The sequence below is a fragment of the Collinsella sp. zg1085 genome, assembly GCF_018889955.1.
In the GTDB taxonomy this organism is placed as follows: domain Bacteria; phylum Actinomycetota; class Coriobacteriia; order Coriobacteriales; family Coriobacteriaceae; genus Collinsella.
Genome location: NZ_CP076545.1, coordinates 1 through 26,139, shown reverse-complemented (window position 1 = coordinate 26,139; position 26,139 = coordinate 1). Strand labels below are relative to the sequence as shown.

Genomic DNA, 26,139 nt, shown 5'->3' with positions numbered 1-26,139 from the left:
CACATCCTAATCGCTGTGTTGCATGCTTGAAATACCTTCAAACTGCATGCGATAGTAACGAGCATAGGTGCCACCTGCAGCAAGAAGCTCCTCGTGCGTTCCCTGCTCAACCACGCAACCCGCCTCAACGGTTGCAATGACATCTGCCCCTTTAATGGTAGAAAGCCGGTGGGCAATAACAATGGTGGTACGACCTTTTGACAAAGCGGCAAGAGCCGCCTGAACAGCTCCTTCGCTCTCGTTATCAAGCGCTGAAGTTGCCTCGTCCAAAATAAGAATCGGCGGGTTTTTAAGAAACACGCGAGCAATGGCTATACGCTGTTTCTGACCACCAGAAAGGCGCGACCCGCGCTCGCCTACCAGCGTATCGTAGCCCTCTGGCAAACTCTCAATGAAGGCGTCGATATGCGCTTTGTGTGCCGCTGCAGCTATCTGCTCGTCAGTAGCTCCTGGTGCGCCATAAGCAATGTTTTCTCGAATGCTTCCGTTAAAGAGATATACGTCTTGCTGAACAATCCCAATTGCACGCCTGAGGCTTTCTTGGGTCACATCGCGCACATCTTGACCATCGATTGCAATGGACCCCGCCTGCACATCATAGAAACGCGGCAACAGCGCGCAGGTTGTTGATTTGCCACCACCGCTGGGACCCACCAATGCAAGCGTTTGTCCGGGTTGTATATCAAGGTTCAAACAATTGATAACCGGGCGCATCTCACCGGTTTCTGACCGCTCACCCTCAGGATAGCTAAAACAAACGTCCTTATAGACAATGTGTCCGCCGTCTACATCAAGAGGCTTTGCAAGAGGGGCATCAACAATTTCTGGACAGGTGGCTAACACATCGTCCATGCGCTTAAATCCAGCAATTGCCTTTTGGAAGGTTTCCGTTGAATTTACCAAGGTTTCAACCGGTGTTGCAAATAAACCGATATACAGCGCAAAGGTAGCTAGGTCAGGTGCAGTCATTTGCTGATGAGCAATAAGCCAGCCGCCGAGCACAATAATACATACATATAAACACCCCGTCATAAGAGCGCTTGTTGCCTGATAGCGGCCCATGACATGATACATTGCCTCTTTTGAAGCAAGATAGGTGTTGTTTGATTGCCTAAATTTTGCGCGCTCGGTTTGCTCGTTAGCAAAAGATTTTACGACACGCATACCGGCAAGCGAATCTTGGAGCTGCGCATTGATACCCGATATTTTGACCCGATTATCAGCGTATACTGCCCGCATGGCAAAGTTTTGGCGCACCATAACACCCACAAAAATGAGCGTAATCAACGCCATAACACTTGTTAACTCAGGCGAGATGGTAAACAAAATAACAAAAGCACCGATAATTTCAATGCTGCAAATAATAATCCACTCAGGGAGGTGGTGAGCACCCTCGCAAATATCAAATAAATCGTTCACCACGCGACTCATCATGTCAGCGGAGTTATGCCGGTCAAAATAGCTAAAGCTCATGCGTTCATACTGGTCAAAAAGGTCTTCGCGCATACGCGACTCCATACGCGCACCCATAATATGACCCTGTGCTGAAACAAAATAACGACACGCCATGCGCACTACATATAAACCTGCAAGACCAAGCGCGATAAAGCCAAGCGCATCAAGAATTTGTACAGGCGTTTGAGCAAACAAACCCGCAGTAAGCGAGCGCAAAATAATAGGAAACGCCAAATCGATTCCCGCAAGCACTAAGGCACAAACGGTATCTGCTATAAAAAGCCCTTTTTCGGGACCATAATAGGATAAAAAACGCTTAAACATGAATTTGAGTCATCGTCCTTTCTCTCACGCATCCATATCTTGGGAAAGACGATGCGCAATAGCATCACAGGCAAGCGCACCGACAATGGTTTTTGCATCTTCAATTTTTCCGTCAAGCACAGCATCTATAAGCTCAGATAGAGGAACCAAATCAACGTTAACAAATTCATCTTCGTCAGGTGTTGCACCAGCAAAGCTAAGATGTGTTGCCATAAAAATATGAATGAGCTCATCGGTATAGCCGCAGGCGGGGGCTATGGTAGTGAGATAGCGCATCTCACCGGCCTTAAAACCGGTTTCTTCAAGCAGTTCGCGCTCAGCACATACTTGCGGGTCCTCACCGGGGTCGAGCTTGCCAGCGGGAATCTCAACGGTAACGCGGTCAAGCGCCGTGCGATACTGACGAACGAGCACAATCTTACCTGCTGAGGTAAGAGCAACAACCGCTGCAGCACCTGGGTGACGCACAATATCGCGGGTAGCAATATGCCCGTTTGGAAGCTCAGCTCGAACACTTCTCACATCAAGAAAATTACCACGCCAAGCTTGCTCTTCGCTGAGGGTTCGCTCATGCAACTGTGCATCGTTGGGATGATTGTCGCCCAAAATCAAGGTTTGCTCCGGTTGTTCTGCCGCATCTCCAACAAACTGTGTATCAAGCTGCATATCATCCATCGCGCTCCCTCTTTCTCATAATAACTTGCTACCTACATATGCTTCATACTGCTGAGCAGGCACACTTGCTAACAAAACCCAAGGCTACATGCAGTTTTGGCAAAGCTTATGCTGCGCTGTCACTGCCCCTTAGTTCTCGTCCCACGCACTACGCCCGCGCAATGCTCGCAAACCAATATCGCGGCGCAAGGTTTTACCTTCAAACTGAATACAATCGCACGCTGCATACGAGCGCTCGCGCGCTTCTTCAAAACTTGTACCCAGAGCAGTAACCGCCATCACACGGCCACCGGCTGTTCGCACATTACCCTCATCATCAAGCGTAGTTCCCGCCTGATAAACCGTTACTTGTGAAAGCGCAGAAGCCTCATCAATGCCAGTAATTATCTTTCCTATCTCATATGAGCCTGGATAGCCTGCGCTCGTGAGCACAACCGTCACCGCCCACTCGTCGCGCCATGAAAGCTCAAGCTCGCTCAAGCGCTGCTGAGCCACGGCAAGCATAAGCTCAACAAGGTCGGTAGTCAGTCGTGGAATTACTACTTGGGTTTCTGGGTCGCCAAAGCGAACGTTAAATTCAAGTACCTTAGGACCCTCGGGTGTGAGCATAAAGCCGCCAAACAAGCAGCCGCGAAAATCAATGCCATTCTTGGTGAGTGTCTGGATTGTTTTTTCCATCATAGCAACCATAGCCTGATGCTCATCATCAGTCACAATGGGCACTGGGCTATAGGCACCCATACCGCCTGTGTTTGGACCCTTATCTTGCTCAAGCGCGCGCTTATGGTCTTGTGAGGGAGACATAGCGCGCACGGTAACACCATCAGTAAATGCCAACAGCGAGCATTCAGGGCCGGTAAGCATCTCCTCAATAAGCACCGTTGCACCAGCAGCACCAAACTCACCCGCAAAGCACGCACGAACCGCAGCCAGAGCTTCTTCGAATGTTTGCGCAACAACAACACCTTTGCCTGCAGCAAGACCATCAGCCTTTACCACCATAGGAGCACCAAGACGCTCAGCATACGCTATTGCTTCATCTTCGCTCGTAAACGAGGCATACTTCGCCGTTGGAACACCAGCGAGACCCATAATTTCCTTGCAAAACGTCTTTGACCCTTCAAGGGCAGCAGCCTCTGCGTTAGGACCAAAACAGGGAATCCCTGCTGCGCGTACCGCATCGGCGACCCCCGCAACCAGTGGTGCCTCTGGACCAATGACTACTAAACCGCAGTTGTGTTTGACTGCAAAATCTACCACCTGTGCTGGATTGCATGCATCAAGTGCAACATTGGTGCCCACTGTAGCCGTTCCGCCATTTCCGGGCGCAATAAAAAGTTTGGCACAATGCGGACTTCCGGCGAGCGCTTGAGCAAGTGCATGCTCGCGACCACCGTTTCCAAGTAACAAGATATTGATAGCTGACACCGGCGAACTTATCTCACTCATGCAAACTCCTTAACCTAATGGTAGGCAACATATGCACTCAAAAACATGCTCATACCTGCGCAAAAGCACGGGTTTATAACCGCGCCCGCGAATTGCCTTATTGGTAAGCCCATGAGCGCACGATGGTTTGCTCGCGCTCAGGACCAACCGCAACAAAGGAAATCTGTGTATTGGTAAGCTCTTCAATAAAGTGAACATAGTCTTGAGCTGCCTGTGGAAGCTCTTCAAATGTCTTGCACTGCGAAATGTCGCAATTCCACCCAGGGAGCTCCGTATATACCGGAACCGCTGCGGCAAATGAAGCTTGATGCTCAGGCAAGCTGGTATAACGCACACCATTGCAATCATAAGCCGTGCATACCTTGATGGTGTCAAAAACCGAGAGGACATCAAGTTTAGTAAGTGCAATGTCTGTTAAGCCGTTAACCTGCGCTGCATAGCGGGCAATCACGCCATCAAACCAACCACAACGGCGGCGGCGACCGGTTGTTACACCGTATTCAGCCCCTACCTCAGTGAGCGTGTGACCCGCTTCGCTCTCATACGCTAGCTCAGTTGGCATAGGACCTGAGCCTACCCGCGTGATATAGGCTTTCATAATGCCTAAAACGCGGTCAATGTGTTTCATGCCAACACCTGAGCCGGTTACCGCGCCACCTGCTGTACAGTTTGACGATGTTACAAAGGGGTAGGTTCCGTGGTCAATGTCAAGCAGTGTAGCTTGGGCACCCTCAAACAGAATTGACTTACCTGCTGCAACAAGTTCATTCAAAAGAATACCGGCTTCACAAATATAGGGACGCAAACGCTCCGCCATGGGCAGATAGCTCGCACAAATCTCATCAACCGTATAGGTAGGAAGCTGATATATAAACTCAAGCTCAGGATTTACCTTTGCGAGAGCACGTTCGAGCTTTTCACGGAAAACCGCTTCATCTAACAGGTCTTGCATACGCAGACCGATGCGTTCCATCTTGTGCTGATAACAAGGCCCAATGCCGCGCTTTGTGGTACCAATGTGCGCTGTGCCAAGGCGTGCTTCAAACGCTCCATCAAGTGCCATGTGATACGGCATAATAACGTGTGCATTGCCAGATACCTTAAGGTTGGCAGTTGAGATTCCATCGCGCTCAAACATATCAATTTCTTCAAGCAAGACAGCGGGATTAACCACACAGCCATTGCCAATAACCGATAAACAATCGGGATACATAATGCCTGATGGAACCTGGTGCAAGCCATACTTTTTATCATCAACCACAATAGTATGACCGGCATTATTGCCACCCTGATACCGTACAACAGCATCAAACTCCGAGGCAATCAAGTCGCAAATTTTGCCCTTGCCCTCATCGCCCCATTGTGTACCGACTAAAACTGTTGACGCCATTGCATCTCCTAACATGGGTTTACACCACCAGGACATTTTCAGGTCCCGGCGCTCTATTATAGAGGTGATTAGCAGCCCATAACGATATTTCAGCGTCTATACATCAGCTTTCAATATCGCTTTAATTTTCGTGGTCAGTCAGCTCAAAGAATTTGGTGGAAGCCGGCATAAAGACCAAATCTACATCTCCAATAGGACCAGAACGGTTCTTTGCCAAGATAACGCGCGTGATACCTTCATCGGGTCTATCGTCACGCGCTGCCTCTTGCTCAGAGCTTGAACGGTCTAAAAACATAACGATGTCAGCGTCTTGCTCGATTGAGCCTGATTCACGCAGGTCAGAAAGCTGCGGGCGCTTTCCTGTTCGACTTTCTACCTGACGCGAAAGCTGCGACAGTGATACAACTGGTACATCTAACTCTTTTGCCATGATTTTAAGGCTACGGCTCATCTCGGATACCTCAACGGCACGCGACTCAGCACGCCGCCCAGCTGGAGGGCTCACCAGCTGCAAATAGTCCAAGATGATAATCGCCTTTTCTTTGTTGTGAAGCATACGACGAGCTTTAGCGCGAATCTCGGTAACCGTGGTACCTGGCGTGTCATCAATCAAAATATCAAGTCGCGAAAGGTCCTCGATTGCCTCATTGATGTTGCCCCACTCTTGCGGAGAGATTTTTCCTATGCGGAAATTGGACATATTAACCTGAGCGTGTGCACAAATAAAACGCTGCGCAATTTCTTTACCGCTCATCTCAAGTGAGAAAAAGCCCACGGTATAACCCTCAGATGCAGCATTAAGCGCAAGGTTGAGCGCAAAGGAAGTCTTACCTACCGCAGGACGCGCACCAATGATGATGAGCTGCCCTGACCGAAACCCCATAAGCATGCGGTCAAGGCTTGGAAACTTAGTAGGAGCTCCTTGCGCCACGCCACCGGCGGCCTGTGCCTCTTCGGCTTCGCTATACGCCTCACTCATGTAGTCATGAAGCGGCTTATATGAGCTTTTTACCTCACGCGCCGTGACCGAAAGCAGCATACTTTCTGCGCGCTCAATGACCTCTTTGGTATCGGTCGGAGCGTTGTAGGCAAGGGCGTTAATCTGGTTGGTTGCACCAATAATCTCGCGCAACATGGCATCACGGCGAACAATACCTGCGTGGTGCTGCCAATTAACCAGCGATAAGGTGTTGCCCACCAATTCAAGAATATATGGCTCACCACCAACAGCATCAAGCTTTTCAATGGTGGTCAGGTAGTCAATGAGCGAAATGGTATCGATGGGCAAGCTTCGCTCATACATTTCTTGCATCGCCAAAAACAGTGTCTTATGAGCCGGACGATAGAAATCTTCAGAGAGTAATTCTACAAGCGCTTCTTCAACGACATCGCTTGAAAGCATCATAGCAGCAAGAACTTGTGCCTCTGCCTCGTTGTTATTAGGAAGCCCAAGTTTAGAGCCGCGCTCAGCTACACCAGATGGCGTCCATTGATAATCGCGCGATGCGTCCATGAGGCTCCTGTTCTTGTGGTGGTAGGTAAGCTCTTATCCTAGGTCATGCACGCAATTTCGTCGAGTAACATTTCTTTTTTCAGTGGCTTATGAGATGCTTGCAAAAAGCTGGTTTCTAGCTTAGCCCTACAGGCACCCACATAGATTTGTGCGCGGTGACAAATATCCCCAAGGCAAGAGGAAAACCCCGCTATCTTTTACCGGCGAAAAGAGCGGTTTTCAACACTTTCAACAATTAAAATGTGCGTGTGGATAAGTTTTCCACAGATACATGATGTGTGCAGCTAGAAATTCAAAAGCACCCTGTATGAGACCTAGTTGTCGTGAAAATATTATGGAGTTGTTGCATTTCCGCAGGTAAATGTATTCAAGTTCAGATTGAAACTATAAAACACCAGCAAGGAGCATGTGGAACAAACATATGATCGTACGAGAGAATTTTTGCGTAGCTTGTGATGGTTTTACCGTAGATCGGCTTTTACCTGTGGATTTCTATTCCTTCTTCAATGTCAAGAGGAAAAGTATTCTAATTTGGCACGGCGAGACAAATCTTAAGTTTTATATTTGAGTCACCACAAGGCAAAAGGCACGCTCGCAAGCGTGCCTTTTCATACGTTCAAATGCATTCAAGTATGAATGCTTAGTAAGTATGTGTTACTCAGCAGCCTCTTCAGCTGACTCAGTCTCAGAGACCTCTACGGTTTCTTCCTCAGCCTCTTCTGCTGGCTCTTCAACACCAACCAAAACGGTTACTGTTGCGCGAATCTCACGATACAGCGAAATCTCAACGGTATAGCTACCTGCAAGCTTAATGGGCTTACCAAGCTCAACGCGCTTACGGTCAACCTCGATACCAAGCTGTGCCTGAACAGCGTCTGCAATCATAGGAGCGGTTACAGAACCAAAGAGAACGCCTTCTTCGCCAACCTTAACATCAACCGTAACAGACTTGCCCTCAAGGGACTCTTTTGTTGCGACTGCGTTAGCAACGCGCGTCTCTTCGCGCTTTGCAATATTGCGACGGCGCTCCTCAAGCTGCTTAAGATTGCCCTTGGTTGCTGCAACGGCGAGCTTTTGCGGAATGAGATAGTTCTCTGCATAGCCTTGAGCTACATCGATAACATCGCCTTCGCCGCCCTTACCCTTAATCTCATCAAGAAGAACAACTTTCATGTGGCACTCCTTCCTTAGTCGCGATTGCGGTTGCCGCGAGAGGAAACCACAGGAACGGTGTACGGAAGCAGAGCCATCTCACGAGCACGCTTAATGGCAGTTGCAATATCGTGCTGATGCTGCGTGCAAGCGCCAGTGACGCGACGAGGCTTGATCTTGCCACGGTCGGTCATATACTTACGGAGAAGCTGAGTGTCTTTATAGTCGATAAACTCAGTGTTCTCCTTGCAGAACTGGCAGTACTTACGACGCGGCTGACGTGCTGAAAAATCATTAGCCATGTCAAAATACCTTTCAAAAATAGGTGAAATCCATACCTAGGTCTATACAACCTAGAACGGAATATCCTCATCGTAGACATCGACCGGACCCGGTGCCGGCATGGGTGCAGGTACCGGAGCCGAAACAGCTGCCGCATACGGGTCAGCAGTAGGAGCTGGGGCATAAGAGCCCTGACCACCCTGTTGCGCGCGCGACAAGAACTCAATTTCATCAACGATGACCTCAAGCTTGCTGCGGCGCTGCCCGTCACGCTCCCAAGAGCTGTAGCGAAGCTTTCCCTCAATGGCAACCTTCGAGCCTTTTGAGAGATAGCGACTCACAGCCTCGGCACGGGTGCCAAACATCGTGCAATCAACGAAGTTGGGATAGTCCTCCCACTCACCCGACTGTGCATTACGGCGACGATCATTGACCGCAACACCAAACGACAGAACCTGGGTGCCATTTGCGGTAGCACGCAACTCAGGGTCGCGGGTAAGGTTTCCAGAAATAATTACTCGATTGATGCTCATAGATACTCACTACCTCTCGTGTTGAACGCTTTGCGTTCATCTCCACTGCAGCATTACTCCACAACGTCAGTACGACGCACAATCATGTGGCGAACAACGGCATCGGTAATACGAAGCACGCGGTCCAACTCAGCAATCATGGATGGGTCAGCATGGAAATTGATGAGGGTGTAGTCACCTTCGACGAGTTTATCAATCTGATAAGCAAGCTTGCGCTTACCCCACTCGTCTACGTTGTCAACCGTACCCTTACCCTCAGCAATCGTATTGTCAATACGCTTCATTACAGCAAGACGAGTCTCAGGGTCGAGAGCTGGGTTAACAAAGAACAGCAGTTCATAAGCCTTCATTTTGTCACCTCCTCTGGGCATAAGGCTCCGGGTCGTGAAGGTGCGCCCAGAGCAGGAAAGACGGACGCAAGTATAGTAGTTTTGCGCGCAATACGCAAAAACCTGCAGCTACATCCCATCACTTCCACATAGCCACCACGTCACCTACAGGATGCCCGATGAATTGAACAGGTTTCTGCTGCTAATCTTCTGTATATCTATGTTGAAACTCATTCAAAACTCATCTATTTCTACTTTCTGCAGGTACAAAGCTTGTTACTTTGAGTTTTAGAGGTGTAACATTCACAGCTTCAACTCAACATATCAGCAAAAGACACATTACTTGTAAGCAGAACCGTCACAAAAAATAACCAGAGGAGAAAACGTTTTACGTTAGTTCTTCCTCTGGTTATATAAGCCGCTATGTGCTATTTCGCTTTACTGTTGAAGTGAATCATCTCCAGAATTAGCAGGAGTTTCTGGAACATCTGTTGTTGAAGGAACTTCAGGCAACATGTCATTCTCAGGCGCGTCCGTATCTACTTCAACGACATCCTGACTGTCTGTTTGTTCCTCAGGTGTCTCAGCTGGTGCGACAGCCTCACATGAAGGCTCCAATGGTTCACTTGAAATGTCGCACGCAGATGCTACATTTTCTGCATCTGGTGTATCTGGTGTATTTCCTGAAACTGTTGCAACCGTTGCATCTGGTGTATCTATTGTATTTTGACAAGCTTCATCACTTGGCTCATGAGTATGCTGAACCTCGGCAACAGGTGTTTCAGCTGTTACATTCGCGTTGTCATCGCTCGTAACATTTTGTTGTACCTCATTGGGAGCAGAAGGAACTGCAGCAGCATGCATCTCGCTTGCAGGTGTATCTTGAGCTAAAGCGGCAGAGATATACGGCACACCTTGCGGCAGTGGAGCAGATGACACTCCCCAACGAGCAACATCAAAGCGTGCTACCCATTGACCAATAATATGCATAATAAGAAGTTGGGTGATAACTTCTAAAACAAGGCCAATATAAACAACAAGGATAACTGCGCAGACAAGAAAAACGGCAAAACCTGAGCCAACATAACTTATAAAGGAAGCAAGACTTTGGAATGAACCAGATAATGTGCCACCATCTACCGAAATTAAACCTGCAAGAGGAACAGCTGACCCAGCAATTCCACTCATCAATACAGCAATCAACAATGCAATTAAAACAACAAGGACCACTGCACTGATAAAGCTCAAGAGAACTGAGATGCCGCATAGCTTGAGGAAGCCTGGCACATCGCGCGAAATCATATCCCAAATTCTATCCAAGCGCCAAGCAGCAGAAAAACTGTCATAGATGGTGGCGCGCAAAGCTGCAAGTGAAATTACGGTACCAATCACAATATTAAAAATACTTGCAAGAATACCCGAACCAAAGCCAAAGTCCGAGAAAAAGAGAGCTCCTGGAGTAAACAAGGATGATAGGGAAGGAAAATTCCATAGACTGCTGGACCCTATTGCTTTGTCTTGAAAGAACACGCTACCAATAATTGCAAACACAAGACCCATCGAGAGACTTACGAGAAAGCCTCGCCAACCAGTGCTTATTACTTTTCCGTATTGTATGCCTCGTTGTTTAGGGGCTGCGTCAACTCTCCAAGCAGCGAGACGTCCCCACTCAAGGAAGTACCCTAAAAGCACAATTGCACCTATAAAAGGAATCCATATTACAAGGCTTAAGATAAGAATAGGCTTTATCCAGCCTTTGTCGCGCGTAAGCAATTGCCATGCGTGCTTAAGACTAAACTCAGATGTGTTCATCGCCGCTCCTCTACATTGTCGAAAAACCTATAACAGCTTTATGTGAACCACGACATATGAGCTGCTATAACTTCCTGTTACAAGTGTATCTTGTTCTGGTGTGTTTTACCGCAATTAACACTATTTTAAGCCAGCCTTAAGGCAGATTTTGCATACTTCCTTATGATTGCAGCAACAAGCAAAGAGCTTACTTTACTCTTATAAATTTCATAAGTTAACCTGTTGTACGAGCTTATGAGCTTAATCGCTATGTCTAAGCGTGTTCTGCACAGCACACACGCGTGATATAGCTATTAAGCTCTTTAGGTTGCGAGTACATACTTAACCATACTGGCGGAGGAGGAGGGATTCGAACCCTCGTACGGGGAGTACCCGTAAACGGTTTTCGAGACCGCCGCATTCAACCACTCTGCCACCCCTCCGCATGGGGTGAAATGCAGCCTTACTACGGCCACAAGAAAACTGGCGGAGAGTCGGGGATTTGAACCCCGGAGACGCTTTTGGCGCCTACACGATTTCCAATCGTGCTCCTTCGGCCGCTCGGACAACTCTCCGTGAAGTGCACAGGTTATTTTACCTGAAGCAGCGGCTCACGCAAGTGCTAATTCTTAGTCCTTTATCCCAGCACTTCCATGTAAGATGTGCTGCGTGATGTTTTGTAGGCTTTTATAGCGGAAAGGTTGTGCACGTGCTTACTTTACATGCGCTGCCGTTCATGTCTGCGCTCGTTCAGATACCTATACGTATGGACGCTCCTGTATCGGTTCCTGTTCCGCTTGAACTTCTGGCAGTTGCGTTTGCATCTGCATCAGGCATGTTGTCTGCACGAAAAGACAAGCTTGACTTTATTGGCGCACTCGGAATTGCAATTGTCTGTGGTCTTGGGGGCGGCGTACTTCGTGATGTCATTTTGCAGCGCGGCGACGTATATATTCTTGACCAGCCACTGGCACTGCACGTATCAATTGCCACCGCAGCCTTGGTGTTTGTTTTTCCAATTCTTGTAGAAAAGCCTGACCGCTTACTCGCCTTCTTCGATATTTTTGCAGTAGGTTTATATGCTGCAATGGGAGCCGATAAGGCACTGCGTTATGAGCTTACTGTGCCCGCAGCGCTTATGATGGGTTTTTTCACCGCAGTAGGTGGCGGTATGTTGCGCGACATTATTCTCAGCCGTGTACCGTATATTTTTCAGCGGGGAAACTTCTACGCAATTGCCGCACTTGCAGGCACCGGAGTGTATGTTTTTATGGTCACCGTTTGGCATACTCCCAAGGTTTTGGCACTTATTGCCTGCACGGTGCTCACTATGGTTCTTCGTTGGGTGTCGTTAAAATACAATATTTTAAGCCCAACTGAGGTTAATTTTTCGCAGATGGCGCGACCTTTGCGACGTTTCAAAACCCGTACCACAGAAACGGTATTGCGCCAAATACAGTCTACAAAAGGTGAACATGCACTCGATGAGCGGCACGAACGTGTAGTAGCTGAAATTGAGGCGCGTCGGAGCCAAGTAACGCATCTTGAACAAGCCCAGCACCGCTCGCATCGCGGACGTAAACATAATCGCAGCTAGTTTTTTCATTTGCTACGCACAAATGCTGCTCGCGCGTGTACCCCACCCACACGCTCAATAAATAAGCAGGAGCTGCAGCATCGCAAAGAATCTGCTGAACCGCAAAAAAGTACCGTTCTGTTATCAGATTCCTAAAGCAAAGATGGAACATGTCTCTTATAACAACCCACGTTTGGTGTAGTAGCTATAAGAAACACGTTCCATCTTGTCGTGCAGAATTGAGGAACTGTTTTACCTTTTAGTAAGCGCCTACTGCTTATTCTTGGCCTTTTTTCTATCTGTCGCATTGAGCAAACGCTTGCGCATGCGGATATTCTTAGGTGTAATCTCAACTAGTTCATCATCCACAATGTATTCAAGCGCTTCCTCCAGCGAGAAAGTCCGAGGTGGAACCAATTGCACCGAGATGTCTGCAGTTGAAGAGCGTTGATTACCCAGATTCTTGGTGCGCGCAATATTGACAACCATATCAACTGGCTGATTCCGCTCACCAACCAGCATGCCCTCATAGCACTCAGTACCTGGCTCAACAAAGAGCGAGCCGCGCTCTTGTAAGGTTCCCAATGCGTATGCAACTGCCTTTTCGGTTGTCATTGAAATCATGGCGCCGTTGTTGCGTCCACCAATATCACCTGCATAAGGGCCATATTCTAAGAAATTATGGTAGAACACACCTTCACCGTGCGATACATTGAGTACGCGGTTTTTCAAACCCATAATGCCACGCGTAGGAATCCTAAACTCAATATGAGTAACGGTTGAGCCCGTCTCCATGTTGGTCATTGTGCCGCCGGCGTTACCAAATACTTCAATAACCTTACCAGCATATTCATCAGGACACTCAACAACCGCCTGCTCGATAGGCTCCATCAGCTGACCAGCCTCATCACGCTTAAACAACACGCGCGGACGGCCAACCTGAAACTCATACCCCTCACGGCGAAGCGTTTCCATCAGCACCGACAAATGCAGAATACCGCGCCCCGATACCTCAATACCGCTCTTATCTTCAAGCTCGGTTATGCGCATGGTGACATTGTTTTCAGCCTCATTAAACAGGCGCTCCTTGAGCTGGCGTGCGCCCACAATATCGCCATCGCGACCAACCAAGGGAGAAGTTGATGCCTCAAATACAATGGAAAGCGTTGGAGGGTCAATTTCAATAGGGTCAAGCGATACGGGGTTATCTGGATTGGTATATACATCACCAATATCAGTTGAATCAATACCTACAACAGCAGCAATATCACCCGCTCCTACCTGATCACATTCTTTGCGACCAAGATAGTCAAAGGTAAAGAGCTGTTTAATGGTAGCAGTTGAGCTTGAGCCGTCATTTTTGACAACCAGAATTGTTTCACCTTTGTGCAAGGTGCCAGAATACACACGACCAATACCAATGCGACCCACAAAGTTTGAATGGTCAATTGTTACGCACTGCATAGCAACGCTGGTATCTGTGTCTACCTCTGGAGCAGGCAGGTCGTCTAAAATCATGTCCAAAAGCGGGAACATATCCATATTGCTGTCATCTGGGTCACGACGAGCAAATCCGTTTACCGCACTTGCATAAATAACATGCTCCATAGCAAACTCGAGCTGCTCATCAGTTGCTCCAAGGTCTGCCATCAGGTTTAAGCAGTCGTTATATGCACGTTCAGGGTCAGAACCTGGACGATCAATTTTGTTAATAACAATCATGATAGCCAGTCCTGTATCAATGGCATGACGCAGAACAAAGCGCGTTTGCGGCATTGGACCTTCAAACGCATCAACCAACAGCAAAGCACCATCAGCTATGCGCAGCACGCGCTCAACTTCACCACCAAAATCGGCGTGCCCTGGAGTATCAATAACGTTGATTTTTACGTCTTTATACTCGATTGAAATATTCTTTGCCAGAATGGTAATGCCACGTTCACGCTCTTGGTCGTTTGAATCAAGAACGCGCTCTTCAACTTGCTGATTGGCACGGAAGGCATCAGTTGCGCGCAGCAACTTGTCAACCAAAGTAGTTTTACCGTGGTCAACGTGGGCAATAATGGCAATGTTTCTCAGGTTTTCAACCCGCATATTTCTCCTCTACAACCTTATATCGCATGTCAAACGTGCATATAATAGCGACTTTCACACTCACATACACCGATAAGCACAATGATTAAACACACTCACACAGAGCGACCACCTTTGAAGGAATACATTATTTGCTGCGCGGATAAGCTAAATAAGTGCAGTCTCAGCTCCTGCAGCTTGAGGAGGAGCCCAAGCAAAACGCTCCTCATCACCAATGTTCTCAATTTCGACATACGCTGAATAGGCACTTTTAAGACCTAACTCAAAGAAGCTCACCAAAATTGCGTCGAGGTAGCCACCTTCTTTTAGGTCAACAGCTCCAACATACGCTATGGCATAGCGCACAAGTGAGGACACACCGTCGCTTTTTACACCGGTACTATGGTCGGTAATAAACTTTTGTGCAGCACCAAGGCAACTTTCAATACCATCTTCAGTAAAGCTTGCCTCATAGCGTGCTGATTGTGCATCTTCTACGCAAATGACTACACCTGGGTTTTCGCCTACTGCCAGCGCGTCTAAAAACTCACCCAATACATCGCCAACCATGGCATCAAGCTCAGGCGATACTGTTTCATACTCAGTTGAATCTGTTGAAGACATGCTGTGTTCTCTCTTAAAAATCATCAGGTGAAACCGACTGGACAAATGCATCAAAGCGCTCTAAATCTTGCTCAGAAATACTATCATTCTGTGTGCCAATATTTCCTGCGCGGTTCATCACATCATCTTCAACATAGATTGGTGCACTCATGCGCACCGCAAGTGCTATTGCATCACTTGGACGAGCATCTATTGAGATTTCTTGTGAGCGATTGGCTGAACTGTGTGACACAGCACCAATTGCTTTGACATCTGAAATATCAAAGCTTTCTGGCACCGTCATAACAAGCGATGCATAAAACACAGGCGACTTAAGATTGGTAATCTCAACGCGCTCTAACCGAGCGCCAATACTACTTAGCACCTGAACCATGAGGTCATGTGTTATAGGTCGCTCAGACTTTTTATGTTCAATACCACGACTAATAACTGTTGCCTCATATGGTCCTGTTGGAATTGAAAGTGCCCGTTGAGGAGTATCTCCTGAGCCGGTTGTTGCACGTTCACGCAGGACAATGACCGAAGGCATGGGGCCTGCCGCCATGACAATAGTCTCTATGTCAACACGAATCATGTCGTACCTCCCCTGCTGTATTGCTTCATATGATTGGGTATCTTACCCGCTTTTTAACAAATCCTTGCAACTTGGATAAAAAAGTGTTGACTTTGCTTATCAAACTAAGTTAATATCTTCCCCGCGATGGACCTGTAGCTCAGTTGGTTAGAGCGTCCGGCTGATAACCGGGAGGTCACAAGTTCGAGTCTTGTCAGGTCCACCACTTCTTTGAAATAAACACCCCAGCGAGAGCTGAGTCGCCGCTGGGGTGTTTATTACGAGCGTGGGGGTTTAGCTCAGCTGGGAGAGCGCGGGCTTTGCAAGCCTGAGGTCAGGGGTTCGATCCCCCTAACCTCCACCATTTTTTTGATTATGCACTTGCAATCTATAAGGTTTAGTAGCTACGCCTTGTGTGTATGCTTTACAAACCGTCCTTGAGTTTTATTCGCTTCCCTTGGAGTAAAAACAGCTAATTGTGCGCGTTCTACATACAATACAGATAAGAGACAAAACGAATTACAGGGTTTCCTAGAGTACATCAATCTAGTGTACGATTTTTTGCCAGCATCCCAAGTATAAGGGGTCTGTATAGGCAAGATTTTCGGCATTTTCGCAGGAAAGATGCTTTAGCTTAGTGGAGTGTACTTACCCTGTCTTGAAAAATTCGTACACTAGGTCGATGTACTTTAAGAGTGAGCCTAACTCTGCTAAAAACTCCAACAAAAAGAGGACGCCTTGGCGCCCTCTTTTACAATCATACCTACATACGTAATACACTTAAGACTAAACCGCTTATGACTCATCATCCATGAGGTCTTCGAGTAGTTCATCACCGGTGCCAATATCGATACGCTCATCATCTAAAGTACCATCGCCACCAACTGAGCTAAAATCAAGTGCGTCCTGACCCTCAGCCACCGCAGGAGCCTTGAGTTTCTTCTTCGCGCTGGTCATACGAGCGACCGCAACAACACGGTCACCCTCAGATACACTCATCATCTTTACGCCCTGCGTAGCACGACCGGTTTGCGAAATCTCTTCTGTCTTAACGCGGATAACCGTTGCACCCTCAGTAATGATAAAGAGCTCGTGCTGGGGTCCTACTACCTTCATAGAAGCAAGGTTGCCTTTGCGCTCCGTCATCTGAATAGTGTAAACACCCTGACCACCGCGCCCTTGCGTTGGATAGTCAGATACCGGGGTGCGCTTACCGTAACCACGCTCGGTAATTACAAACAGGTCGCCCTTGCCATTGGATATTTCCATGCCAAGTACTTCAGCCTCTGCTTTAAGCGTAATACCACGCACGCCTGAGGTATCGCGCCCTGTTGCGCGAACATCGTCCTCATTAAACATAATGGCTTTTCCAGCAGTTGTTGCCAAAATAACCAAGTCGTCCTTGCGAACGCGACGAACACCTAAGAGTCGGTCACCACTTCTGAGGTTAATAGCGATGATGCCATCGCGGCGGACACGTCCATATGCGCTCATAACAGTCTTTTTGACCATGCCGCCTGCTGTAGCAAACATGAGGTAGTCGGTATCAGGGAAATCACGGCACGCGATTACGCTCGCAATTTTTTCGCCTTCCTCAAATGGTAGGAGATTAACAATTGCGGTACCACGTGCTTGACGCGACCCAATTGGTAACTCATGTACCTTCAGGCGATACACCTTACCTTTGTTGGAGAAGAAGAGAACATATTCATGAGTGCTTGCAATGAACATCTCATCAATAATGTCGTCTTCTTTTAGATTTGCACCCGATACACCTTTACCGCCGCGCTTTTGACTGCGATAGCTTGCCACAGGAATACGCTTTACGTAGCCGGTATGAGTGATGGTAACTACCATATCCTCATCAGCGATAAGGTCTTCAACATCAAGGTCTTTTTCTGCTTGCGTAATCTCAGTACGACGCTTGTCACCAAACTTATGAGAAATCTCACGCATCTCATCTTTAATGACTGCAAGAATCTTTTCTTTATGCGCTAAGAGGTCTTCATAGTATGCAATGGCGCGACGTAAACCAGCTAGTTCATCTTCAATCTTGTCACGCTCAAGACCGGTCAAACGACGCAGTTTCATTTCAAGAATGGCAGTGGTTTGCTCAGAGGTAAACCCAAAGCGCTCAATCAAGCGTTGAGAAGCCTCTTGATCTGTCTGAGATGCACGAATGATTGAAATAACTTCATCAATGTGATCAAGCGCAATAAGGTAACCTTCAAGAATATGTGCGCGTGCTTGAGCTTTCTTAAGGTCAAACTGTGTACGACGAGTTACTACCTCTACCTGATGTTCAACATAGTGAGACAGAATCTGCGGCAAGGTAAGACATTTAGGAACACCGTCAACAAGAGCAAGATTGTTAACACCAAAGGTGGTTTGAAGTGAAGTGTATTTATAAAGATTGTTGAGAACAACCTGTGGAATAACACCTTTTTTAAGCTCTATGACCAAGCGAATCCCTTTTTGCGTTGATTCATCACGCATGTCAGAAATTCCCTCAAGGCGTTTCTCATTAACCAGCTGAGCAATTTTTTCTTGTAGTGAACCTTTATTAACCTGATATGGAATCTCGGTAAATACCAAACGATTCTTGCCGGTTTTTGTTGACTCAACGTGTGCTTTTGCGCGCATGGTAATTGAGCCGCGACCGGTTTCATATGCTTGGCGAATACCATCGGTACCCATAATAAGAGCACCAGTTGGAAAGTCTGGACCTGGTAAGTATGTCATTAACTCTTCAACACTTGCCTCTGGGTTATCAATAAAGTAGCACGTTGCCTCAACCGTCTCTGAAAGGTTATGCGGCGGAATATTAGTTGCCATGCCAACCGCAATACCGTTCGAGCCATTTACTAAGAGGTTAGGAAAACGAGCAGGCAATACCTTAGGCTCAGCGAGCGACTCGTCATAGTTTGGCTGCCAATCAACCGTATCTTTTTGTAAATCACGCAACAGCTCCATAGCAGGCTTTGCAAGACGACTCTCGGTGTAGCGCATAGCTGCGGCGGAGTCACCATCGATGTTGCCAAAGTTTCCATGACCATCAACGAGTGGCGTGCGCATGGAGAACCATTGTGCCAAACGCACCATGGTTTCATATACTGCAGAGTCACCGTGAGGGTGGTATTTACCAATAACTTCACCAACCGTCCAAGCACTCTTTTTATGCGGGCGATTAGGAAAAATACCACTCTCATTCATTGCATATAAAATGCGGCGATGCACCGGTTTTAATCCATCGCGAACATCAGGCAGAGCGCGGGCGGTAATAACCGACATCGAATACTCGATGAAGCTCTGCTTCATCTCGCGACCAAACTCCGAGGTTTGAAGCTGACCTCCATTCACATCCTCGCCAGCCGCATCACCACGATCTACCGCGCCAAAGCTTTCCTCTAACTCGGTCTCGTCATCACTGTCATCATCTGATGGTGCGTCAGGGTCGTATGTCTCGGTACCTTCATCCTCATCAGCACGCGCAAGCAAGCGTCGTAGGTCTTCTGGCAAGATAGTAGAATCTTGGTTTTCATCATGAGACGTTTGATTTGTATCTTCTGCCACAAAAATCTCCTTTTAATACAGGCTATGAATATATATCGTGACCTGCAAGTTTTATGCGTCTAAGAAGCGAGCATCACGAGCATGCTTCTCAATGTACTCACGGCGATAACTTACTTCTGAGCCCATAAGCTCACGCACCGCGCGCTCGGCAACTATGGCATCCTCTATAGTAACCCGCTGCAAAATACGGGTTTTAGGGTCCATGGTGGTTGACGCAAGTTGCTTGGGATCCATTTCACCTAGACCCTTATACCGCTGAACCGAATATCCGCGACGCTTTTTAGCTACCTTACCATTTGGTTCTTGCTCGGCGTCATCCTCATCAACACTTAATCCAAGACTTGCAATAGTCTCGCGCAAAATCTCATCTTCAGCCTGACGACCATTAGGATAGACATAATGAATCTTATTACGAACCTTAACGCCAAAGATAGGCGGGCAGGCAACATAGACATAACCAGCATCAATGAGCGGGCGCATATACTTATAGAAGAAGGTAAGCAACAAAATACGAATATGTGCGCCGTCAACATCAGCGTCGGTCATGATAATAATTTTATGATACCGCGCTTTACTGAGGTCGAAGTCTCCCCCATCACCAAGACCAGTGGTTACACCAGTTCCAATTGCGGTAATCAGCGATTGGATAGTGTCTGAGGAAAAAGCACGATGGTCTCCTACACGCTCGACGTTGAGAATTTTTCCTCTTAACGGCAAAATTGCTTGAATGTCACGACGGCGACCATCTTTTGCAGAACCACCAGCGGAGTCACCCTCTACAATAAAAAGCTCAGTCATCTCAGGGTCGCGCACTGAACAATCAGCAAGTTTTCCAGGAAGACTTGCGGTTTCAAGCAATGATTTGCGACGTGTAGCTTCACGCGCTTTGCGAGCAGCATTGCGAGCTTTAGAAGCTTGTTGAGCCTTCTTTACAATCTCTCGTCCTTGTTTTGGGTGCTCTTCGAGATAGTCTGTTAATCCCTCGGTTACCACCTTTAACACTAAGGTACGCATAAATGAGCTGCCAAGTTTAGCTTTGGTTTGACCTTCAAACTGAGGGTCTGCCAGCTTAACTGAGATAACAGCGGTTAAACCTTCGCGAACATCATCACCAGTAAGATTAGAGTCTTTTTCTTTTAAGATATTTTGACGGCGGGCATAATCGTTAATAACTTTGGTGAGTGCGGTGCGGAAACCCTCAAGGTGCATACCACCCTCAGGGGTATTAATGTCATTGGCAAAGCTCATAACAGTCTCTGAATAGGATGCATTCCACTGTAGAGCAACCTCAACCTCACCTGTTTTATCAACCGGTGCATCTGGCTCAGAAGCTCCTGTGAGGTAAATTGGCCGCTTAAGACCGTCCGGAACAGTTTTGCCTTCGTTGAGATATTTCACAAAGTCAACGATGCCGCCGGCATAGCAAAACTCCTCAACACGCGGTGCAAGTTCACGCTCATCGGTAAGGGTAATCTTGAGATTCTTATTAAGAAATGCAGTTTCTTGCAGGCGATTACGCAAAATGTCGTAGTCATAGACTGTTGTCTCAAAAATGTCATCATCTGGCCAGAACCGCGTAATAGTTCCCGTTGATTTAGCAGTTCCTACCGTCTTGATTTTTTGCGTGGTCTTACCACGTGAAAACTGCATCTCATGAATGTTGCCATCACGTTTAACCTGAACAATCATACGTTTTGACAGAGCATTTACCACCGAAACACCCACACCATGCAAACCACCCGAAACCTTATAGGCGGCGTTATCAAACTTTCCTCCTGCATGAAGGATTGTCATAACAACTTCTAAGGTTGGAATCTTTTTAACAGGATGCTTCTCAACAGGAATACCGCGACCATTATCAACAACCGTGATGGAATTATCTGCATGAATAGTGACTGAGATTTTGGTACAAAAACCTGCCATTGCCTCATCAACAGAGTTATCAACAATCTCATACACCAGATGATGAAGACCGCTTGAACTTGTTGAGCCAATGTACATGCCAGGGCGCTTACGAACAGCGTCAAGACCCTCTAAAATTTTAATCTCGCCGCCGCCGTATTGGTTTTCCTTAGCCACGTGACCACCCTCTCATACATCTTCCTTTTTGTTTATTGCTAACCGCATAAGTTTACCGGAAAAACTGTGTCTCTGATAGAGGGATAAATATAGCCTTAGAAGGAACCATAAAGCCATCAGAAGCCAGTTTTAAGCATTACTACTCTTTTTCCACTCACGGTAAACTTTTGAAGCTTTCTTAAGGCTTTCTCTTAACTTATTGTTTGGAGTTGAACATATGTTTATTCACGGCGTGAGTTATTGGTATGCGTTGATGTCTTAAAGCTGATATGAGCAACATCAGCGCCAATAGCCGCCATACGAGCCCTTAAAATTTCACGAAGCATACTAAATTCCTGCGCCCAAACAGGCTCATCAACATACACCAGTAGTTCATTTTTTTCAGGAATATAAAACAATCCTGTTACATGCTGTTTTTCACGACTTTTTCCTATAACTGTATTCCAAGCATGAAAGATTCGCGCACGCTTCTCAGCTCGAATAAACTGCTCTTGCTGCTCTTTTGTTTGCCCACCAAAGACTTGCTCGCGCATAGTTTGTGCCAGCTGAGAAAGGCTTAAGGTTGTTCGATTGCGCTCATGAGTTGTCATGGGAGATATTCACCACCTGTGCCCGTTCAAGAATAGATGTCTGAAAATACCCAAGGTTGGTTGTTGTTATAACCGTCTGCACTTCATCTTGAATAAAATGTGCAAGTGCTGAGCGGCGCTTTTCATCAAGTTCACTCATTACATCATCGAGCAGTAAAAGAGGACTATATCCAAGAATATCTTTTGTAACTTCAAGCTCAGCAATTTTCCAGGCAAGCACTAAAGAACGCTGTTGTCCTTGGCTTCCAAATGAGCGTGCGAGCCTCCCATTAATTGAGATTTCTATTTCGTCCTTATGCGGCCCCACTAGGGTAAGCCCACGACGAAGCTCATCAGTATGTGTTTGTACAAGCGCTTGATAAAAGTGCTCAATCAACTCTTCACGAGTGTATTGATGAGTATCGTCTGTATCTAAAAAACTATTGCGATAGCGAATTTGCATAGTTTCAGAAGGAGCAATATAGGCATACACTACGTGCATATATTGTTCAATACGTTGCAAAAGCGCTGTTCTATGCTGAATAAGAGCTGCACCAGATTGCACAATACTTTCATTCCATGCCTCAAGGAGCCCATGGTCAAGATACTCGTTGCGTAACAACTTATTACGCTGCTCAAGACCACGTTTATATGTTGAAACAAGCTGCGCATATGATTGATTAAGCTGACAACCAAAATCATCAAGAGTTTCACGACGTGTTGAGGCTGACCTCTTAATCATGTCGAGGTGGTCAGGGCAAAAAAGCACACTTGGTAGTATTCCGCGTATGCCTTGAGTTTTGACATACTTGCCATTTTTTAGAAAGCGTCGGCGCTCAGGGCTTATCTCAAGCCCTAGGTCGAGATGGCGTCCATCGCCGATAAGCTCTAGGCGTATATCTGCACTGCTTGCATCTTCGTTAATCAATTCAGACGGGCTTGGTTTGCGAAATGACTGCCCCGCGGTTAAGAGTTGAAGTGCTTCTACTAGATTAGTTTTACCAGCAGCGTTATGTCCAACTAAGATAGTGAGCCCTGAGTTTAGCTCAAGGCTCATATCTACATAACTACGAAAGTTATGCACCCGCAGCTCGCGCGCATAAAGCGGCATAGATGTTCTACCTTCTAAATGCGAACTGGCATAACAAGATAGAGGTAATTAATCTTGTCGTAGCTCTTGAATACACCTGCTTGAGCATAACTTTGCAACTCAAGTGTAATCTCTTTCTCACGCCCAAGCACATTCAAGCATCCAAAAATGTAGTGATAGTTAAAGGCGATGATGCCTGATTCACCCTCAACTTCAACATCAATTGATTCATGAGCTGCGTCTTGGTCATTTGAAATAGCTGATAGTGAGAGGGTTTTAATATCAGTATCAATTTCAAAACGAACTGCTGAGTTATTCTGTGCAATAACAGCTACGCGCTTTAATGCAGCAGATAAGGCCTCAATATTGATTTTAACCGTTGTGGTGCACGCTTTAGGTAAGAGGGCTTTGTAGTTTGGATATACCCCTTCAATACGGCGGGCGATATAGGTGGTATTACCTGCAATAAAGACAACCTGTGTATCGGTGGAACCAATAGTGATGCTTCCTTGTCCTGCTGTTATTGAAAGAGCATCATTCATTGCTTCAGAAGGAACATTAAGTTCAAAACTTCCCTCAAGTGAGGATGTTTCGACCTGCGTATCACATACTGCTAGACGATATGAGTCAGTAGCCACAAGGCGAATCGTATTGTTTTCAACGGTCATATACACACCGTTTAAAACTGGTCGATTCTTATCTGTTGAGGTGACTTTCCATACACGAGCAACCATATCAGACAAAATATCAGCAGGTAACTCAACTGAATTAGTTAAGGAGTAGCTTGGAAACTCAGGGAAATCTCCTACATCGAGGGTATTGAGACGAAATGAACTTTTCTCACAACTAATCTTTACCTGACGGTCTTCAAGCTCAAAATTAACAGGAGCATCAGGTAAGGTTTTTGTAATATTGGCAAGCATTTTGCAGGGAACAACCATAGCACCGTCTTCATCTACACGAGCTGCAATGCGATGACGTATTGCAATAGTGTAGTTAGACGTTTGAAATTCAATAACACCATCAGTAGCACGCATTAACACGCCTGCGAGGATAGGAAGGGTTGAAGTTCCTGCGATACCCTTCATGACGGTAGTGAGTGCTTGGGTAAGTGATGATTGGCTAACCGTGAACTTCATCTATTTTATCCTTCCTATATATACATATAAGTAATAACAATAATAAGGGTGTGGACGATGTGGATAACTGACATTTCTCAAGTTCACATGCTTAATTTCTTTCCAAAAACGCGGTGAATAATATACTCAGTTATTAACATTGCGGTATCCACCCGTTTTCTATCCACTATTGAGTGTATGTTACTCACCTGTTTTCCCTGATTTTTCCTACCGCTTATCAACATAGATACTCCGACTTATTATTAGGACCTGAGGGTGATTTTGTTTTTAAGTTGCTGTAAGTCATCACAGATACGGCGATCTTCTTTGATTTTTTTCTCAACAACTTTAAGACTATTGATAACGGTTGAGTGGTCGCGCCCACCAAATTGTTCACCAATGGCTTTTGATGATAAATCACAGAGTGAATTAGCGAGATAAACTGCTACATGTCGAGCAAAGGCAATATCACGTGAGCGTTTAGGACCTACTAATTCTTCGTGGCTTACGTGATAGAACTCTTCAACAACATCTTGAATAGTATCTACATGTATAACCTTATGAACGGTGTCAAAGTATTCATCTGCTACTTGCTCAATATCTTCTGCGCTAAGCTCAAGTCCTGCCTGCTCACGTTCAAACGATAAGCTGGCACAACGTTCGCAAAAACTTTCAAGCTCGCGAATATTATTGCCTGAGATTTCTGCCATATGACGTAGTTGTTCGTCGGTAAGTTTTCCTTCACGGGGATGTAGCGCTCCTAAAAGGCTGGCATCTACATTCATAACCGCCCCGTCATTACCTCCACGGATAATAGTTTCGTAGTAGCGTTTAAGAATAGTGTATTTCATCTCAAAGCCGGGCTCTGATACTAAACAGAGCATACCGGCATTAAAACGGCTGGTAAGACGCTCATCCATGCCAAGCTTTTTAGGAGCACGGTCAGAAGCGATTACAATCTTTTTGTTCTCTCGAATAAACTCATCCATCAAGCTAAAGAAATACTCAATAGATGCCTGCTTACCAATGATGTTTTGAATATCATCAATTATGAGAATGTTAGCCTTATGATAGTCCTGCAAAATGGCACGGTTTTGAGTTTTTTGCTGAGCAATCTCATTAATAAAGTCATCAATATAGACTTGCGAGTTGGCATATTTAACCTGGATATATGGTTTTGTTTCAGCGAGATAGTTCTTTATAGCTAAAAGAAGATGCGTTTTTCCAAGCCCTGAACCACCATATATAAAGAGTGAGTTTGACTGACCTGGTTCATCGGCAAAGGCGGCAAATCGCTGAGCTGAATGATAGGCGTGTTTGTTTTCGTCACCATAAACAAAATTTGCAAAAGTAAATTTTGAGTTGATATGAATGGGTTGAAAAGCTTCATCAGGCTGTGGAATAAAGTTTGCTGATGTTTTTTGAGCTTGTGCTGTGTTGATGACACTTGATAGTTGGTTGTTCATACGGTTTTTAAGAGCAACAAACTCATCTTTAGAAATAGTGTTACTCACTTTAATACCATCAGCAGATTCTCCGTCAGTTTGAGAACGTTTCAAGGCTGGTGGTGTTGGCATTTGAGTGTCACGTGCTGTGTGCTGTGATATAGGGGTAGCTATGTTGTCTTGAGAAGGTACCGTTTGTTCATGGTTAATAAACGCTTCTGATGAAGGAGAAGCGTTTGTCTGTGTATGAAAAACACCATCAGTTTGTAAGTTTGGTATTATAGGCTGATGAGATGGTTCTTTAATCACAAGCGTAATCTGAGTAAAGGCAACTTGTTTGAGGTATGACTCAATAAGTGCTCGATTGCGCTCTAAGAAGGTAAGAGCAAAGCGGTTGGGAGCCTCAATGGTGAGCGTATCTTCTTCTAATGTTGTTGGACGGGACTGTAACAACATGTGAATAAGACGCTCTTCTTGCTTGTCTCGGCTGAGATACGCCACAGTATCGTCAAGGAGGAGTTTTGCATCGCTTTCCATAGTTACTCT

The 26,139-nt window shown here is 46.3% G+C and carries 20 protein-coding genes and 4 tRNA genes; 3 read left to right on the top strand and 21 right to left on the bottom strand.

Going from position 1 to position 26,139, the window contains the following annotated elements; translation table 11 throughout:
- Positions 1-6: 6 nt before the first annotated feature.
- From KPC83_RS00120 to KPC83_RS00065, 12 genes are all read right to left on the bottom strand, one after another.
- On the bottom strand, positions 7-1,779 hold the full coding sequence (locus KPC83_RS00120; protein ID WP_216278584.1) for an ABC transporter ATP-binding protein: 1,773 nt from the start codon (positions 1,777-1,779) through the stop codon (positions 7-9).
- A gap of 24 nt (positions 1,780-1,803) precedes the next feature.
- Complete coding sequence (locus KPC83_RS00115; protein WP_253201055.1) at positions 1,804-2,445, bottom strand: NUDIX domain-containing protein; 642 nt, start codon at positions 2,443-2,445, stop codon at positions 1,804-1,806.
- A gap of 138 nt (positions 2,446-2,583) precedes the next feature.
- The gene (gene purD / locus KPC83_RS00110; RefSeq protein ID WP_216278582.1) at positions 2,584-3,903 is read right to left on the bottom strand and encodes a phosphoribosylamine--glycine ligase; all 1,320 of its coding nucleotides are present in this window, start codon (positions 3,901-3,903) and stop codon (positions 2,584-2,586) included.
- A gap of 97 nt (positions 3,904-4,000) precedes the next feature.
- Positions 4,001-5,293, bottom strand: coding sequence for an adenylosuccinate synthase (locus tag KPC83_RS00105; RefSeq protein ID WP_216278581.1), 1,293 nt, complete (start codon positions 5,291-5,293; stop codon positions 4,001-4,003).
- Positions 5,294-5,414: 121 nt separating this feature from the next.
- The gene (dnaB, locus tag KPC83_RS00100; RefSeq protein WP_216278580.1) at positions 5,415-6,806 is read right to left on the bottom strand and encodes a replicative DNA helicase; all 1,392 of its coding nucleotides are present in this window, start codon (positions 6,804-6,806) and stop codon (positions 5,415-5,417) included.
- Positions 6,807-7,460: 654 nt separating this feature from the next.
- Positions 7,461-7,979, bottom strand: coding sequence for a 50S ribosomal protein L9 (gene rplI / locus KPC83_RS00095; protein ID WP_216278579.1), 519 nt, complete (start codon positions 7,977-7,979; stop codon positions 7,461-7,463).
- A gap of 14 nt (positions 7,980-7,993) precedes the next feature.
- Positions 7,994-8,260 carry a 30S ribosomal protein S18 gene (rpsR, locus tag KPC83_RS00090; protein ID WP_216278578.1) on the bottom strand — a complete coding sequence of 89 codons (267 nt, stop codon included), beginning with the start codon at positions 8,258-8,260 and terminating at the stop codon, positions 7,994-7,996.
- Between the two features lie 51 nt (positions 8,261-8,311).
- Positions 8,312-8,773, bottom strand: a complete 462-nt coding sequence (locus tag KPC83_RS00085) for a single-stranded DNA-binding protein (RefSeq protein ID WP_216278577.1) — start codon at positions 8,771-8,773, stop codon at positions 8,312-8,314.
- Between the two features lie 53 nt (positions 8,774-8,826).
- Complete coding sequence (gene rpsF / locus KPC83_RS00080; RefSeq protein WP_216278576.1) at positions 8,827-9,123, bottom strand: 30S ribosomal protein S6; 297 nt, start codon at positions 9,121-9,123, stop codon at positions 8,827-8,829.
- A 417-nt stretch (positions 9,124-9,540) separates the two neighbouring features.
- Positions 9,541-10,914: a DUF4013 domain-containing protein gene (locus tag KPC83_RS00075; RefSeq protein WP_216278575.1), complete on the bottom strand. Its 1,374-nt coding sequence runs from the start codon at positions 10,912-10,914 to the stop codon at positions 9,541-9,543.
- 331 nt (positions 10,915-11,245) lie between these two features.
- Positions 11,246-11,336: transfer RNA gene (locus KPC83_RS00070), tRNA-Ser, on the bottom strand.
- Positions 11,337-11,377: 41 nt separating this feature from the next.
- A tRNA-Ser gene (locus KPC83_RS00065) sits at positions 11,378-11,468 on the bottom strand.
- Positions 11,469-11,602: 134 nt separating this feature from the next.
- Here KPC83_RS00065 and KPC83_RS00060 point away from each other — a divergent pair.
- On the top strand, positions 11,603-12,490 hold the full coding sequence (locus tag KPC83_RS00060) for a trimeric intracellular cation channel family protein (RefSeq protein ID WP_253200918.1): 888 nt from the start codon (positions 11,603-11,605) through the stop codon (positions 12,488-12,490).
- Positions 12,491-12,739: 249 nt separating this feature from the next.
- On the opposite strand, the gene typA is transcribed toward KPC83_RS00060, so the two are convergent.
- The 3 genes from typA to KPC83_RS00045 all read right to left on the bottom strand — a co-directional run bounded on the left by typA (position 12,740) and on the right by KPC83_RS00045 (position 15,740).
- Positions 12,740-14,563 carry a translational GTPase TypA gene (typA, locus tag KPC83_RS00055; protein ID WP_216278574.1) on the bottom strand — a complete coding sequence of 608 codons (1,824 nt, stop codon included), beginning with the start codon at positions 14,561-14,563 and terminating at the stop codon, positions 12,740-12,742.
- Between the two features lie 147 nt (positions 14,564-14,710).
- The gene (locus KPC83_RS00050; RefSeq protein WP_216278573.1) at positions 14,711-15,166 is read right to left on the bottom strand and encodes a hypothetical protein; all 456 of its coding nucleotides are present in this window, start codon (positions 15,164-15,166) and stop codon (positions 14,711-14,713) included.
- 13 nt (positions 15,167-15,179) lie between these two features.
- Positions 15,180-15,740 carry a bifunctional nuclease family protein gene (locus KPC83_RS00045; RefSeq protein WP_216278572.1) on the bottom strand — a complete coding sequence of 187 codons (561 nt, stop codon included), beginning with the start codon at positions 15,738-15,740 and terminating at the stop codon, positions 15,180-15,182.
- Positions 15,741-15,868: 128 nt separating this feature from the next.
- Between KPC83_RS00045 and KPC83_RS00040 the strand changes: the two genes are divergently transcribed.
- A tRNA-Ile gene (locus KPC83_RS00040) sits at positions 15,869-15,945 on the top strand.
- 62 nt (positions 15,946-16,007) lie between these two features.
- Positions 16,008-16,083: transfer RNA gene (locus tag KPC83_RS00035), tRNA-Ala, on the top strand.
- A 431-nt stretch (positions 16,084-16,514) separates the two neighbouring features.
- Here KPC83_RS00035 and gyrA read toward each other — a convergent pair.
- The 6 genes from gyrA to KPC83_RS00005 form a co-directional block, all read right to left on the bottom strand.
- Complete coding sequence (gene gyrA, locus KPC83_RS00030) at positions 16,515-19,292, bottom strand: DNA gyrase subunit A (protein ID WP_216278571.1); 2,778 nt, start codon at positions 19,290-19,292, stop codon at positions 16,515-16,517.
- 51 nt (positions 19,293-19,343) lie between these two features.
- Complete coding sequence (gene gyrB / locus KPC83_RS00025) at positions 19,344-21,371, bottom strand: DNA topoisomerase (ATP-hydrolyzing) subunit B (RefSeq protein ID WP_216278570.1); 2,028 nt, start codon at positions 21,369-21,371, stop codon at positions 19,344-19,346.
- Between the two features lie 221 nt (positions 21,372-21,592).
- A complete protein-coding gene (locus tag KPC83_RS00020; RefSeq protein WP_216278569.1) occupies positions 21,593-21,961 on the bottom strand; it encodes a DciA family protein in 369 nt (122 codons plus the stop codon).
- Positions 21,948-23,051, bottom strand: a complete 1,104-nt coding sequence (gene recF / locus KPC83_RS00015; RefSeq protein WP_216278568.1) for a DNA replication/repair protein RecF — start codon at positions 23,049-23,051, stop codon at positions 21,948-21,950. Before recF ends, KPC83_RS00020 begins: the two co-directional genes overlap by 14 nt.
- A 14-nt stretch (positions 23,052-23,065) precedes the next feature.
- Positions 23,066-24,169 (bottom strand): DNA polymerase III subunit beta, encoded by a 1,104-nt coding sequence (dnaN, locus tag KPC83_RS00010; RefSeq protein WP_216278567.1) that lies wholly within the window; start codon positions 24,167-24,169, stop codon positions 23,066-23,068.
- A 242-nt stretch (positions 24,170-24,411) separates the two neighbouring features.
- Positions 24,412-26,130: a DnaA ATPase domain-containing protein gene (locus KPC83_RS00005; protein ID WP_216278566.1), complete on the bottom strand. Its 1,719-nt coding sequence runs from the start codon at positions 26,128-26,130 to the stop codon at positions 24,412-24,414.
- Positions 26,131-26,139 lie beyond the last annotated feature (9 nt).

Excerpts from the sequence above, each read along its gene's own strand:
- KPC83_RS00115 (WP_253201055.1), bottom strand. The coding sequence starts at position 2,445 with ATGCAGCTTGATACACAGTTTGTTGGAGATGCGGCAGAACAACCGGAG.
- KPC83_RS00005 (WP_216278566.1), bottom strand. The coding sequence starts at position 26,130 with ATGGAAAGCGATGCAAAACTCCTCCTTGACGATACTGTGGCGTATCTC.
- dnaB (WP_216278580.1), bottom strand. The coding sequence starts at position 6,806 with ATGGACGCATCGCGCGATTATCAATGGACGCCATCTGGTGTAGCTGAG.
- typA (WP_216278574.1), bottom strand. The coding sequence starts at position 14,563 with ATGCGGGTTGAAAACCTGAGAAACATTGCCATTATTGCCCACGTTGAC.
- recF (WP_216278568.1), bottom strand. The coding sequence starts at position 23,051 with ATGCCGCTTTATGCGCGCGAGCTGCGGGTGCATAACTTTCGTAGTTAT.
- KPC83_RS00085 (WP_216278577.1), bottom strand. The coding sequence starts at position 8,773 with ATGAGCATCAATCGAGTAATTATTTCTGGAAACCTTACCCGCGACCCT.
- KPC83_RS00045 (WP_216278572.1), bottom strand. The coding sequence starts at position 15,740 with ATGATTCGTGTTGACATAGAGACTATTGTCATGGCGGCAGGCCCCATG.
- dnaN (WP_216278567.1), bottom strand. The coding sequence starts at position 24,169 with ATGAAGTTCACGGTTAGCCAATCATCACTTACCCAAGCACTCACTACC.
- KPC83_RS00020 (WP_216278569.1), bottom strand. The coding sequence starts at position 21,961 with ATGACAACTCATGAGCGCAATCGAACAACCTTAAGCCTTTCTCAGCTG.
- rpsF (WP_216278576.1), bottom strand. The coding sequence starts at position 9,123 with ATGAAGGCTTATGAACTGCTGTTCTTTGTTAACCCAGCTCTCGACCCT.
- KPC83_RS00075 (WP_216278575.1), bottom strand. The coding sequence starts at position 10,914 with ATGAACACATCTGAGTTTAGTCTTAAGCACGCATGGCAATTGCTTACG.
- purD (WP_216278582.1), bottom strand. The coding sequence starts at position 3,903 with ATGAGTGAGATAAGTTCGCCGGTGTCAGCTATCAATATCTTGTTACTT.
- KPC83_RS00105 (WP_216278581.1), bottom strand. The coding sequence starts at position 5,293 with ATGGCGTCAACAGTTTTAGTCGGTACACAATGGGGCGATGAGGGCAAG.
- KPC83_RS00050 (WP_216278573.1), bottom strand. The coding sequence starts at position 15,166 with ATGTCTTCAACAGATTCAACTGAGTATGAAACAGTATCGCCTGAGCTT.
- rpsR (WP_216278578.1), bottom strand. The coding sequence starts at position 8,260 with ATGGCTAATGATTTTTCAGCACGTCAGCCGCGTCGTAAGTACTGCCAG.
- KPC83_RS00120 (WP_216278584.1), bottom strand. The coding sequence starts at position 1,779 with ATGTTTAAGCGTTTTTTATCCTATTATGGTCCCGAAAAAGGGCTTTTT.
- rplI (WP_216278579.1), bottom strand. The coding sequence starts at position 7,979 with ATGAAAGTTGTTCTTCTTGATGAGATTAAGGGTAAGGGCGGCGAAGGC.